General features: G+C 41.9%; 16 protein-coding genes and 1 pseudogene. 2 read left to right on the forward strand and 15 right to left on the reverse strand.

The window, feature by feature from the left end; all coding sequences use genetic code 11:
- Window positions 1-332 precede the first annotated feature (332 nt).
- Complete coding sequence (locus F601_RS0101565; protein ID WP_018163918.1) at window positions 333-1,355, forward strand: IS30 family transposase; 1,023 nt, start codon at window positions 333-335, stop codon at window positions 1,353-1,355.
- A gap of 108 nt (window positions 1,356-1,463) precedes the next feature.
- On the opposite strand, the gene F601_RS0101570 is transcribed toward F601_RS0101565, so the two are convergent.
- From F601_RS0101570 to F601_RS0101630, 13 genes are all read right to left on the reverse strand, one after another.
- Window positions 1,464-2,303, reverse strand: a complete 840-nt coding sequence (locus F601_RS0101570; protein WP_018163919.1) for an alpha/beta fold hydrolase — start codon at window positions 2,301-2,303, stop codon at window positions 1,464-1,466.
- A gap of 3 nt (window positions 2,304-2,306) precedes the next feature.
- The gene (locus F601_RS0101575; RefSeq protein ID WP_018163920.1) at window positions 2,307-3,311 is read right to left on the reverse strand and encodes an NADP-dependent oxidoreductase; all 1,005 of its coding nucleotides are present in this window, start codon (window positions 3,309-3,311) and stop codon (window positions 2,307-2,309) included.
- A gap of 143 nt (window positions 3,312-3,454) precedes the next feature.
- Window positions 3,455-3,883 (reverse strand): Rrf2 family transcriptional regulator, encoded by a 429-nt coding sequence (locus tag F601_RS0101580; protein WP_018163921.1) that lies wholly within the window; start codon window positions 3,881-3,883, stop codon window positions 3,455-3,457.
- Window positions 3,884-4,049: 166 nt separating this feature from the next.
- Window positions 4,050-4,892 (reverse strand): aldo/keto reductase, encoded by an 843-nt coding sequence (locus F601_RS0101585; RefSeq protein WP_018163922.1) that lies wholly within the window; start codon window positions 4,890-4,892, stop codon window positions 4,050-4,052.
- 18 nt (window positions 4,893-4,910) lie between these two features.
- Window positions 4,911-5,345, reverse strand: a complete 435-nt coding sequence (locus F601_RS0101590; RefSeq protein ID WP_026183059.1) for a nuclear transport factor 2 family protein — start codon at window positions 5,343-5,345, stop codon at window positions 4,911-4,913.
- Between the two features lie 28 nt (window positions 5,346-5,373).
- Entirely contained in the window at window positions 5,374-5,874 is a 501-nt protein-coding gene (locus F601_RS0101595; RefSeq protein WP_018163924.1) for a nuclear transport factor 2 family protein, read from the reverse strand.
- Window positions 5,864-6,226 carry a nuclear transport factor 2 family protein gene (locus tag F601_RS0101600; protein WP_018163925.1) on the reverse strand — a complete coding sequence of 121 codons (363 nt, stop codon included), beginning with the start codon at window positions 6,224-6,226 and terminating at the stop codon, window positions 5,864-5,866. Before F601_RS0101600 ends, F601_RS0101595 begins: the two co-directional genes overlap by 11 nt.
- Window positions 6,227-6,787 (reverse strand): DapH/DapD/GlmU-related protein, encoded by a 561-nt coding sequence (locus tag F601_RS0101605; protein ID WP_018163926.1) that lies wholly within the window; start codon window positions 6,785-6,787, stop codon window positions 6,227-6,229.
- Between the two features lie 120 nt (window positions 6,788-6,907).
- On the reverse strand, window positions 6,908-7,480 hold the full coding sequence (locus F601_RS0101610; protein WP_018163927.1) for a TetR/AcrR family transcriptional regulator: 573 nt from the start codon (window positions 7,478-7,480) through the stop codon (window positions 6,908-6,910).
- An 81-nt stretch (window positions 7,481-7,561) separates the two neighbouring features.
- Complete coding sequence (locus tag F601_RS0101615) at window positions 7,562-8,569, reverse strand: alpha/beta hydrolase (RefSeq protein WP_018163928.1); 1,008 nt, start codon at window positions 8,567-8,569, stop codon at window positions 7,562-7,564.
- 21 nt (window positions 8,570-8,590) lie between these two features.
- Window positions 8,591-9,160, reverse strand: coding sequence for a DapH/DapD/GlmU-related protein (locus tag F601_RS0101620; protein ID WP_018163929.1), 570 nt, complete (start codon window positions 9,158-9,160; stop codon window positions 8,591-8,593).
- Window positions 9,153-9,506 (reverse strand): cyclophilin-like fold protein, encoded by a 354-nt coding sequence (locus F601_RS0101625; protein ID WP_018163930.1) that lies wholly within the window; start codon window positions 9,504-9,506, stop codon window positions 9,153-9,155. Before F601_RS0101625 ends, F601_RS0101620 begins: the two co-directional genes overlap by 8 nt.
- Window positions 9,507-9,639: 133 nt before the next feature.
- Window positions 9,640-10,104, reverse strand: coding sequence for a cyclophilin-like fold protein (locus F601_RS0101630; protein WP_018163931.1), 465 nt, complete (start codon window positions 10,102-10,104; stop codon window positions 9,640-9,642).
- Window positions 10,105-10,226: 122 nt separating this feature from the next.
- Here F601_RS0101630 and F601_RS0101635 point away from each other — a divergent pair, with 122 nt between their 5' ends.
- The gene (locus F601_RS0101635; protein ID WP_018163932.1) at window positions 10,227-11,099 is read left to right on the forward strand and encodes a LysR family transcriptional regulator; all 873 of its coding nucleotides are present in this window, start codon (window positions 10,227-10,229) and stop codon (window positions 11,097-11,099) included.
- A gap of 40 nt (window positions 11,100-11,139) precedes the next feature.
- On the opposite strand, the pseudogene F601_RS12145 reads toward F601_RS0101635, so the two are convergent.
- Both F601_RS12145 and F601_RS12150 read right to left on the reverse strand, forming a co-directional pair.
- Window positions 11,140-12,266 (reverse strand): annotated as a pseudogene (locus F601_RS12145) (low temperature requirement protein A).
- A 103-nt stretch (window positions 12,267-12,369) separates the two neighbouring features.
- Window positions 12,370-12,545, reverse strand: a 176-nt coding sequence (locus F601_RS12150) for an IS3 family transposase (RefSeq protein WP_018163934.1), incomplete at its 5' end; no start/stop codon positions are given.

Below are 12,545 nucleotides of genomic sequence, written 5' to 3' on the forward strand. Positions count from 1 at the left end.
ACACAAACATTGTCATATTCAGAACCTTTGCTATCCCCTCAATTCTGACTTTTGCAATCATAATCATAAGATTTTTGATAAAAAAGTTTCATAACATTGTCATCTGTCATTATTGATTCTATTTTATCCTGTGAATCTATGAGAGTAATTTGGGCAGAATACTTCTCTTCTAGCTGCGATGAAATTTCAATAGATAATTTTTCAACAATAAAGTCACAAACTATTTTTGGGCAACGATAACTTTTCCCGCGTTGTAAAATGAAGTGCAACAGAAAAGACATGTTCGTCTGATATACTAGAATTCCCCAACTCAGTATAGAAAGCAGATGAACATGCCCCAAACTCATTCTACCAAAAAGTCTCGTTATTCTCACTTATCAGCCTCTGAGCGAGGGGAAATTAGCGCTTATTTGAAGATGGGTAAAAAACCATCTGAGATTGCCCGTCTATTAGGACGACATCGTTCCACAATTACTCGTGAGATAAAACGTGGTACAGTAACGCAAGTTCAAGATAAGAATGGTAAACGAACTCATTATCAAACCTACTTCGCTGATAGCGGTCAACGTGTCTACGAAGAAAACCGTAAAAACAGTGTTTACCTGAAATTAAATCAGTGCTCTCCGACTTTCTTTGAGCAACTAGAGAAAGCCATTAAAGCCAAAGTCCGTCATCACAGTGTGGATACGTTCGTTCACGAGTACAAAGAGAAACATCCAGCAGAAACCATCCCATCAACGAAGACCTTATATCGTTATATCGCAGCTGGCCTTGTTTCTATCAAGCCAATTGATTTGCCAAAGATGGTGAGTATCAGAAAACGCTCCAAATCCAAAACTACGGTCAATAAGAAGACCCTTGGAAAATCGATTGAAGAGCGTCCAGAAACGATTAACAACCGTTCTGAGTTTGGGCACCGGGAGATTGATTTGGTTCTCGGTAAAAAGACCAAGGGGGAGGCTGTTGTCATGACCTTGGTCGAACGCCAAACACGTTTTGCCTTAGCTTGTAAGTTGCCCGATAAGCGAGCGGAAACTATCAATGAGGCTGTTAAAGAACTCTTGTCTGATCACCCGATTGCTTCTATCACATCAGATAACGGCTCTGAATTCAGTCTCTTATCGGATTTAGAAAACGTTGATATTTACTTTGCCCATCCGTATTCATCTCACGAAAGGGGAACAAATGAGAACTTCAATGGTCTCCTCAGAGAGTTTCTTCCTAAGGGGAAATCTCTCAATCCATTGACTGATGAAGAGCTCGCTCAATATATAGCAGCTATCAATGAGAGGCCAAGACGACTTCACCGTTACAAAACGGCAAAATTTCTGTTTGGGCTAGCCCAAACAGCCTAAACAATGGAATACTAGTCTATCCACGAACTTGTTGCACTTGACTTGACAATGTGCCGATTAAGTTTTTTTAGATTCCATCTTAACATAGAGATAACTACTGTTTATACCTTACTCTCCCATCAAGAAGTCATTAAGTTTTGATGCAAAATCTTCCGCATACTGAAAAATTGACCCATGGCCTGCATGAGAATAGATAATCAGTTGGCTATTTGCAATCTTATCATGCATGATGTAGGAATTTTCTGTTGGTACCATCATGTCCTTGTCACCATTGACAATTAGGGTAGGTGGTGTCATAAACTGCAAGTCATCTTCTGGGGCTTTTCCCCAGGTTTTAATGGCTTTTAACTGGCGTAAAAAACTTGGCACAGCCATCTCTTTGTCCGCATAAGCTTTCTTGCGACTGGCTAGGCGACTGAGCACCTTATCTGCTTCTGCTCTGCCATTGTCATCATGACCATAAAAAATATAACGTTTAGGATCCACACGATGCCAAGCAGCTCGAGTCATATAACGGAAGGTCTTTGCTGTTACCTTATCAATACCAAGTCCGCCACGATGACCAGTCCCTACTAAAATCAAGCGATTCACCAAAGTTGGAGCCAAACGCACCACTTCTTGAGCAATCATGCCACCCATAGACAGACCAAGAAGGTTGATTTTGCTGTAGCCAAGAGCTTTGATAATGTCTATCATCTGCTCTGCCATTCCTGGAATGGTACCTGCTACCTTACCGTCGCTGGCCCCAACACCAGGCAAATCAAGCAAAATCACATGCTGTGTTTGGATCAAAAGGTCAATGAGTTTAGGGTCCCAATGATCCATGGTTGCTGCAAGATGGACTAACATAACCAAAGGATAGTCTGACTTTCCCTTACCGATTTCACGGTAGGCAATGTTTTTCTCTTGAACAGTAAGGTATTGGTTTTTGGTTTCTAAATAAGCCATGTGCTATCCTTTCATACTAAGAACAGTTTTACCGCTTGAGCGTCCATTTGCCACCTTATCCAGCGCAGCATTGACCTCATTAAAGGGATAAACCGTATCAATAGATGGCTTGATCTCTAGTTTGATAAAAATATCTGCTACTTCTTGGAGTTGTTGACCATTGCTTTCGACAAAGATAAAGTGATAGTGAACGCCATATTCGTCAGCCATTTTGTCGAATTTGCGACCAACCAGTGTAAAGAGGATTTGTTTCCACTTAGGAAGTTTCATGCGCTTAGCAAAGGCACCATTTGGCATGGCACGCAGAGATACCATCTGACCGCCTTTTTTTATGATAGCCATTTGTTTCTCGGTCTCAGTGCCACCTAGGGTGTCCAAGACATAATCAACATTGCTGAGGATTTTGGTGTAGTCCTGAGTCTTGTAATCTAGGAACTGATCGACCCCGAGCGCCAAGACTCGGTCACGATTGCTGATGTCCCCATTAGTGATAACGGTTAATCCTTTAGCTTTAGCTAGGGGAATAGCCATAGCACCGACACCACCAGTCCCACCAGAAATAAAGAGGGTCTTGCCAGCTTTGGCACCCATAAGGTCGAACGCCTGCATGATGGTCAGAGCCGTCAGAGGGACACCTGCTGCCTCCTCATCGGTTAAATAGTCGGGAACCTTGGCTAGAGCAGCCACATCCACAGCTACATACTCGGCAAAAGCACCAATACGATCTAACGGCAAGCGACCAAAAACACGATCCCCTACGACAAACTGGCTCACACCAGTACCTATCTTTTCAACCAGTCCCACCACTTCATTTCCAGCGATAAGGGGCGTTTTATAAGGAACAATCATCTTGACCTCACCACGGGTAATCATATTGTCCAGCGGATTGACCCCGGCTGTCAGCACCTTGATTAAGACCTGATTGTCCTTTGGCTCAGGCCTTGGGACATCAACGATGCTAAGGTTAAGGTTGTTTTTGTTGTAGGCATTTAATTGTGCTGCTTTCATTAGTTTTCTTCTTTCTTTTTTGGAAATAGCAGAGCTGGTCTGCAAGGTTGGAACTTCAAACAACGTTTAGAGAATGTCGTGATAATCTTTTTGTATTTGTCGTAGATACAGATACAAGTTTAATAATAGAAATCACCAAGCGCTTACTTGGTAACTCCTGCTTGACGGTACAAATTTGTAATGACGTCAGCAAGGCTTTGATTGGCAAGCTCCTTTGCTAGCTGACTCTCTGCCTTTTGAAAGACTGGATTGATTGCCCCTTCAATATGTTTACCGACAGGACATTCCAGATTGGCATGCTGATGTACTTGAAAGAGTTTGACTTGAGTCACTTCTTGAGCCGCATAGTAAATGTCTAAAAGACTGATTTCTGCTGGTGCTTTCGTTAACGCATACCCACTCTTACCTTGATGTGACATCAATAAATCGGCATTTTTCAAAAGAGCAATGACCTTACGAATATAACTGGCATTGGTGCCCACACTGGTTGCCAATGCCTGAGAAGATAGGGTCTCCTTACTCTCAGAAATCATGGTTAAAATGTGGATGGCTACTGAAAATTTCGTATCCATAAGACTCCTTCTTAAACAATTTTCGATAAAATTCTCTTTCGCTTGTTCTTGTTTATGATACAAGTATAAGTACATTAACTAAAAAAGTCAAGAAAAATACTTTTTTATTAACTATGTCTTAACAGCACAGAAAATAACCCTCGGATATTTATCCAAGGGACTATTTCTAATCTGCCGGTACAAAATTTTTGAAATTACGCTCCCGTTCTTCCAAGGTCATATTGAAATAGCGGAAGTTTTTCTCTAGAGCATTGATGGCTGCCATTTCGTCTTCAGTCAAAGTAAAGTCAAAGATGGCGATATTTTCTTTTAGATGGTCAGGATTGGTTGTCTTTGGAAAGACAGCATGTCCTGACTGAATGTGCCAGCGTAAAATAATTTGTGCATTGGTCTTATTATATTTTTGGGCCAAATGCGTAAAGACTGGCTCATTGATGAGGGTGGCGTCACCGTGTCCCAGCGGATACCAACTTTCGATGATGGCACCAATACCTGCAATCCGTTCTTTTAGCTCACTTTGCTGGAAATACGGATGGCATTCTACCTGTAAAGCTGCCGGTTGTACCGTTGCGATCTCAAGAATCTCTTCCAAGCGACTAGATTCAAAATTGCTGAGCCCGATAGAGCGCACCTTACCAGCTTGAACGGCTGCTTCCAGGTTTCTCCATCCTGTCTTGTAATCGCCGATTTCCTGGTGCAAGAGCACAAGGTCAATGTAGTCCATCTCTAGACGTGCCAGCATTTTGTCAATGGCTTCAGGATCTGCATAATCGCTCGGCCAGAATTTTGAGGTGATAAAAAGTTCGCTGCGTTCCAAGCCAGAAGCCTTGACCGCCTGGCCCACCTCACGCTCATTTTGATAGGCATGCGCCGTGTCCACATGGCGATAGCCCAGTTCAAAAGCATCCAGCACATTCTGTTTGGTATCAGTTGGGGCAACGAGGTACACGCCAATCCCAAACTGTGGCATCTTGTAGCCTGAGTTGAGTGTTAAAAATGTTTGTTCCATAATCGTTCTCCTTTTCTATTAAACTGCTTTCACATCTGTGTACACAAAATAAGACGTTCTCTTAGCAATCTTCCATTGACCATCGACTTTCACGTACTCATCTTCATAGCGAACACCTTGCGTGGTCTGGATACGATTTCCCTCTTCGTTAGCACCAATCAAGACTACATGGCAGTATGCTGTACCACTGGCCTTATCCCCATCAATTTTGACAACCTGTTGTCCATTGAGATGGTAAACGGTATCGAATAATGCCAAGAAATTTGCACAGGCTTCTTCGATAGCTCCTCGCCCTTCCTGCTTGAAAACCTGGTCCCCATTGTGCGAGGTCAAGGTGGCATCTTCCACAAACAACTGGGCCTGTGTCTTAGTATCCTTAATGTCTGCCAAATTTGAAAATGTATCTACCAGCTCTTTTAATTCCAACTTTGCAATCAGTGTTTCTGTATTCATATTTTTACATCTCTTATCCTTATCTGCTTTATTCAACAATTTGCCATTGGTCATCTATTTTTTTAAAGTAGCGATCTCCTGGTACAGACCAAGTCCCTTTACTGCCATATATCTTGGCATGGATCCGCTGTCTAACCTGCATTAGGACCCGATCACCTTCTTGCGAAAAGGTATATTCTGTGTCTAAGAAGTCATAGTAGTTCATCTCACCATTTTCAATATCAGCCAGCCATTCCTCTTTAGTCTGGGTCTGTCCTGTGATATGAACTGCCACATAGTCATCTGGCAAAATGGCATCTAAAGTAGCCATATCCTTATCTATCATGGCCTGACGCATCTGCTCAAAAATCGTAATCATGCTATCTTTATCTGCTTGTGTCAGCATGGTTTCCTCCTGCTTATCTGATTGACTATGCTCTGTCCTTGTTTGCTCTGCTTGTTCAATTTGCTCAGTTTGTTTTTGCTGGCTATTGCACCCCATTAGCAACAGGGCAAGCAAAAATGTCATCATTCCAAGCTTAGTTTTCATTTGCTGGTCGCCACCTCCCTTCTATTTTTTCAAAGGGCAACTCAAAGTCCATGGTCCAAACCTTCCGAAATCCATAAATACGAGCATCCGTTTTCGCCTTAGAATGAAGAATGGCTCGCTCATCACTGAGTAGGCGCACCGTCTCAGAAATAGGCTTATAGGTGTAATATCGGAAAGTCCCTCCTCGAATATAGTCAAAGTATTCCTCCCGGGTCTGGTAGTAACCACCAACATGGCGGAAGAGATGATCCTCTGGATAGAGTTGATTGAGTTTATCAAAATCCTGTGCAATAATCGCTTCCCAAATCTCGTGTTGAAGTGCGATAATCTCTCTTTCTGCAGTTTGTGTCATTTAGTCTCCTTTCATCCGAATCAACTTAGCTGGATTAACACCTACAATGGCATTAGCCGGAACATCCTTTGTCACGACCGCACCACTGGCAAGAAGGGCGTTGTCTCCAACCGTAACACCTGGCATAATTTTGACACCTTCTCCAACCCAAACCTTTCTTCCAATCACGACAGGCTGGCAACGTAGGACCAGAATATCTTCCATATCATGATTGTCGGTCACAATGCTGACGTTGGGCCCAATGAAGCTACCATCGCCAATCGTCACACCACCGATTGACATAAGGGTCAGGCTGTGATTGATAAATACACCTTCTCCTAGGTGGACATTTTTTCCAAAATCAATTTGTGATGGACTCATGATATTGGTCGATGCAGGTAATTTCCTTCCGAGCAAGTCACTATAGAGTCCATGAAGCTCAGAGGAGGTTGGCTGGGTTTGATTGATCTGAAATTGAAGGTCTCGACAGCGATTAAACTCTGCTAACACAAGCGCTTGATAAGCCTCTTCCATCATATTGACGGCATCTCCATCAGCCAAACGCTTCCAAATACCCTTCATCTTCGTGCCTCCTTTTGTTTTATTCTAAGTTCATTATAAAAGCCCATTGTGACAAACACAATGGGCAGTTTTCTAAAAAGGTGGCTTATGCCACACTTGAACCAAAACCGTGGCAGAATATTACTTTAAAAGGGAATTAACACCTGCAAGTGTCAGGAGGTTAGCCGTTTCAATCACATCTTCAAGAGGTGTTTTTCTCCCTTCTTCAACCCATTGGCGATAAATAGACAGACCTGTATTTTGGACAAAGTTCAGCAGGCTAATCTTCTGAAAATCGCTGAGTTGATTAACTTTTTCCGACTTAGACCAAGTGGACGCCATGACCATATCGACCATGTCCTGCCGAATATCCTTGTAAGAGGATTGGCCGATGGTGATCTTATCGTAGGCCTCTCCCTGCTGGGCTGAAAACTCAAAAAAGGCGCGCTGCATTTTTTCCAAATCTTCTGGCAGAGAAAAATCCTTAATCACATCAATATAGGCCTGAGAATATTGTTCCTGCATTTCAGCTAACAGGTCATCCAAGGTCGGGTAATAGCGATAAAAGGTCTTTTTGTTAATAAGCGCACGCTTAGCCAACTCTGTCACTGTGATTTTATCATAATCCAACTCACAGATTAACTCCTCAAAGGCCTGATAGATGGCTGTAACGGTGCGCTTAACACGTAAATCTTCAAAACCTGTTAATTTCATGATGGCTCCTCCGCTTGTGTTTTATCAAGAAACTAAACGAAGTACAAGTCAGATTATCATGCCTTCCTTTTTATCCTTTCACTACTTCAAATTCTCAGTAAAGAAAGCAACTAATTGCTCAAACGGAATCTTATCTTTTTGATCGTATAGGTCAACATGGTCAGCGTTAGGAACGATCAGCAATTCTTTTGGCTCACTCGCTGCTGCGTAGGCTTCTTCTGAGTGGTAACGAGAATGGGCATTTTCACCAGCAACCAGAAGGATTGGACGTGGTGAGATGTCTTTGATGTTATGATAAAGAGGAAATTCATAGAAAGCCATTGGTGTTGTTGCTGTCCAGGCTGCTGTTGAATTGATAGAACGTTCATGATACCCACGCGGTGTGCAATAGTAGTCAAAGAAAGCTTTTGAAACAGGGTCTGCATCTTCTGGGAGTTTTTCTGGGAATAGGCTCTCACCCGTCACCACATGACCATTTTCATCAAATCCTAGCTCATGATAACCTAAACGGTATTTCCCAGTTTCTGAGGCACCATTGTCCACATCTACCCAGCGTTGTTGGCTGACATGTTTGCGCAGTTTTGCCTTCTGTTCATCGGTATAGCTATTCATGTAGCCAAGATACATAGACTTGGACATGTCGTACATAGAAGCTGTTGCAACGGCTTTAATACGCGTATCAGCCCCTGCTGCTGTCAAAGCCATGCCAGACAAGCCACAAATGGCTTGGGCACCAATACGTTCACGATCAACGTAAGGTAAGGTTCCAAGATAATCAACGGCTGCGCTGTAGTCTTCAGTAAACATCACTGGCTCAGCAACGTTACGCACTGCTCCACCTGATTCCCCTGTAAAAGATGGGTCAAAAGCTAGCGCTACAAAGCCATATTTAGCAAATTCTTGCGCGTAAAGACCTGAAGCTTGCTCTTTGACCGCACCAAAAGGTCCAGACACTACAATGGCAGGATTTTTCTGATGGTCATAGCCTTCTGGCAAGTACAAATCCCCTGCAATTTCGATACCGAAACGGTTTTTAAAACGAACGTTTTGTGAGGCGATGTTTTCATAAATATCAAATGTTTTTGTCATAATACTTCTTCTTTCTATAAGTTATTCTTCAATGATGTTGATGACTTTTGCTGGAACACCAGCGACGACGGTATTGGCTGGGACATCCTTGGAAACAATGGCACCTGCAGCCACAACGGCATTTTCACCGACAGTTACCCCAGGTAAAATGGTAGCATCCGCCCCAATCCAAGCATTTTTCTTAATGGTCACCGACTTGAGTTCCAATTTATGACGGTCTGCTAGTTTCAAAGGGTGATTCACGGAAATCAGCTTGGCACTTGGGCCTATGAGAACCTCATCTTCAATGAAAATACCACCTAAATCCACCATAAAGACATCCTTGTTCACATAGATATGTTTACCAAAGTGAATGTGCCGTCCAAAATCTGTTTGAAAAGGAACGTTGATAGCCACTGTTTCATCTATTTTTTCCTTCGTCAACTGTTCAACCAGTCGCCTAGCACTCGTCATGGTTTGGACTTGAGTATTGAGTTCCTGTACAAGAGGCTGATTTTCAGTTTGAATGGCTGAAATGAGCTGACGCAGGCCATCTTGTTCTGGAACTAATTTTCCAGTATTTAGATAGGGTTCAAAAGCTGTATCAATCATTGTTCTCCTCCAGAGTAAGAGTCACTGTTACCTTGTCCTTAGCTAGCTGGGATTTGGCATCCGTAGCCATGTGACCCAGCTTCGTGTATGACCAACGATTCTGACCATAAAAGAGCACTAACTGGCTACTATTGTAAAGCATGATATCCCCTGGTTGAGCGGTTTGCTGGGTATTTTGACTTGGTAATGTCATACCAAGCTCTCCAACCTGTTCAAAACCGCCATAAGCTGATAAGGTGATGGTCAAGGGCTGTTTTTCTAACGCTTTTTTCAAGGCAAAAACAGCTTCATTTTCTTCCCAAGTTACTGGCATGTTTTGTCCATCTATGGATAAGGTGATTGTCATCAGTTCGTCTCCTTTTTCTTTGTGTTGCTCCCTTGTAGTGTTCTTTTCACTGGCAGGAATGGATGATTTATGTAAGGAACAGCTAGCTATACTCAAACAACCAAGCAATAACCCAATCAGCAGGATATTTCTGCTATATTTTAATACCACTTGCTTTATTTCCCTCTCTTTCACCTTTTTTGAGCGATAGGGTTAAAGGGATTTCATCACCATTTAGCTGACTGTTTACAAGCTTGATATCATTAGCGTTAGCAAGCTGCCCTAAGAAAATTTCCCTAAGATGGGGTTTGGCATTTTCGCCACCTGTATAGATTGAAAACCAATCTCCACTTGGATCATAGCAGATATCTCCATTAAACCAACCACCTTGGACGTCTGAAGCTTGGTAGGGAAGTGGCATGATTTGCCCACAAGCATCATTTATTCCTGTACAAGCCATGGTTGTGAGAGGTAAATTCGCTATCAGTGTTTTTGCGACCTGTGTATCAGTTAGATAAGCTGTTACCACCACCTCGCCCAATTGAATCGCAATCTCAATAGGAGATGTTACCATTGTGTGACGGGTGTCACTTGGTCCTAGTCGTTGATGAATCCTCACTACCCTTTCACCTCCTTTTGATACTTCTATGATAATCCTCAGCTCATCAAATAGCAAATACTCATTTTAAATAATATAAAATACTTAAAAAGCATGTTATAATAAAATGAAAGGAGGAAATGATGGAAATTCGAGTGCTCCGCTATTTTCTAGCGATTATCAAAGAAGGAGGCATCACGCAGGCTGCAAATAGCCTCCACCTAACACAACCCACTATTTCACGTCAAATTAAAGAATTAGAAGAGGAGCTGGGAAAACAACTATTCATCCGCCATAAAAAGGGGCAAATTGAGCTGACTCAGGAAGGTATGCTTCTTCAAAATCGTGCAGAAGAAATCATTGCTATGGTCGATAAAACTGAAAATGATTTTCGCTATCTGACAGATATTATCGAGGGAGATGTCTATATTGGTGGTGCAGAATCCCATATTTTTAGGCATATTGCAATCATTGCCAAGCAACTTCAAGAACAATATCCAAACGTTCGCTACCACCTGTCTTCAGGAAATGCAGAAGATATCACATCTCTACTAGACAAGGGGTTATTAGACTTTGCCTTGATTGTCCATCCTCGTCAATTACCGCATTATCATTATCAAAAATTGCCTTCTCAGGATATTTGGGGAGTCATTTTACCGACGACTGATCCATTGGCTCAAAAAGACAGTGTTGCTCTAGAAGATATTCAGCACCTCCCCCTCATTCTTTCCCGCCAAGCGTTGATCAAAACCCAGTCAGATAATCAGTTAGTTAATTGGCTCGGTAACCTAAATCAACTGAATATTGTCGCCACCTTTAATCTTAGTTACAATGCTCTCTTCATGGTTGAAGAAGGTCTGGGTTATCTGATTGGATTTGACCAGTTAACTTACAACCCTAACTTGACCTTTAGGCCACTTGAACCACTACTGACTTCGGAACACTACCTCGTCTGGAAAAAAGATAAGGTCTTCTCAGCAGCAGCACAGTTGTTTTTGGAGAAATTGCAAGGTTAAGCTATCAAAAAGACTCTCCTATTTTGGGAGAGTCTTTACATTAATTTTTGGGTATGTTTTTCAGGTTAAATCGGACTGCAAGAACGGCAATAAGAACTGTAACCATTGCAGCAATACCTATCAACAGCGCAGCATTTGTTAAGAAAAAGCAACTTAACAATAAACCACTTAACCAAATGACTACACAACTCGTCACTAGATGTTTTGTAAACTGATGGGATGGTTTATTCATTGATTTGAATTGGTAAATTCCTGTTAGCATCAAGAAAATACCTAGGTAAAATAGAGCGACAGCAAAACCATTATGCGCTTCTGCATTCCCTAAGAATCCAATTGCAACGGTCACAAAGCTCAATCCAAAAATGATGGGATAGTGCCAGTAGATAAACTGATTTTCCTGTGGTTTAGGTGTGTTTGGATCAATCAAATGGTCTATTTCAACAATGTAGGTCATAAAGAGACTAGCTACAATCAAAAATATGAAAAAGGATAGCAAAGTAAGTCGATGGGGACTAAAGTAATCCTCAATACCAATCAGCATTTCTCCAAAGGTAATAATGACCAAAAGAGACAGTCGCTCCACCAAATGCGGAAAATTCATGGGTTTTAAATCTGGTGACATGTATTTTCTCTTTACCAAGAACCCAGGCAACAACCAAGTAATGAGAACACTTGCCGCAGCAACAACTAGTCCGATTTGATAGGGAAGAAAGAGAGACAATAACAACCCTGCGGTTCTAGCCCCTAAAATAGAAAAGAAACGCCTTATAAATAGTTTATCTGCCGGGTTTTCTGTTCGACGATATTCCAAGACGTACTGTACTAAAAGGAGAAAAGATATCGCAGCAAAAGGTCCATAAAAGTACAAAAAACGTTCAGCGTCAACATCACCAGTAATAGACGTCAAGGCAGTCAGCAAGAAAACCATTTGACCGAACATCATGGCAATATTGGTCAGAGAATTTAGTCCAAACCGATTGGTAAACACTGTCTGAACCATCCATGAATTAAGCATAATCAGCATGCCAATCGCAAAAGAAAAGAATGACATCGTGGGAATCACCCCTGATGCACATGGTGAATGAGCGAGGTTGTCTGACTAAAGCCATAGACGTAGACCAAATCGTAAAAGAGCTCTGTTAATTCGACTTTCTTATGTTTTATCATTGCCAAAAATGTGATTTTTCCTTTCAATAAGATATTATAAAACAACCATATGTTGAAGGGGATGAACTGCTCCCTGTCAAGTGGACAACGAAATAATAAAAGATTAAGCAACGGCCTTGTTCCTCATTTCAAGAGGAGCGAGGCCGTTGTGCTTCTCTTGAAAACGTTGATTATTGTAAAAATAGATGTAGGCATCAATATCTGCGACTAAATCTTCAAAAGTCTGGTAAGTTTTAAAATCATAGCACTCTGTCTTAAAGTGACCAAAGAAGCTTTCTA

The sequence above is a fragment of the Streptococcus henryi DSM 19005 genome, from assembly GCF_000376985.1.
Classification (GTDB): Bacteria; Bacillota; Bacilli; order Lactobacillales; family Streptococcaceae; genus Streptococcus; species Streptococcus henryi.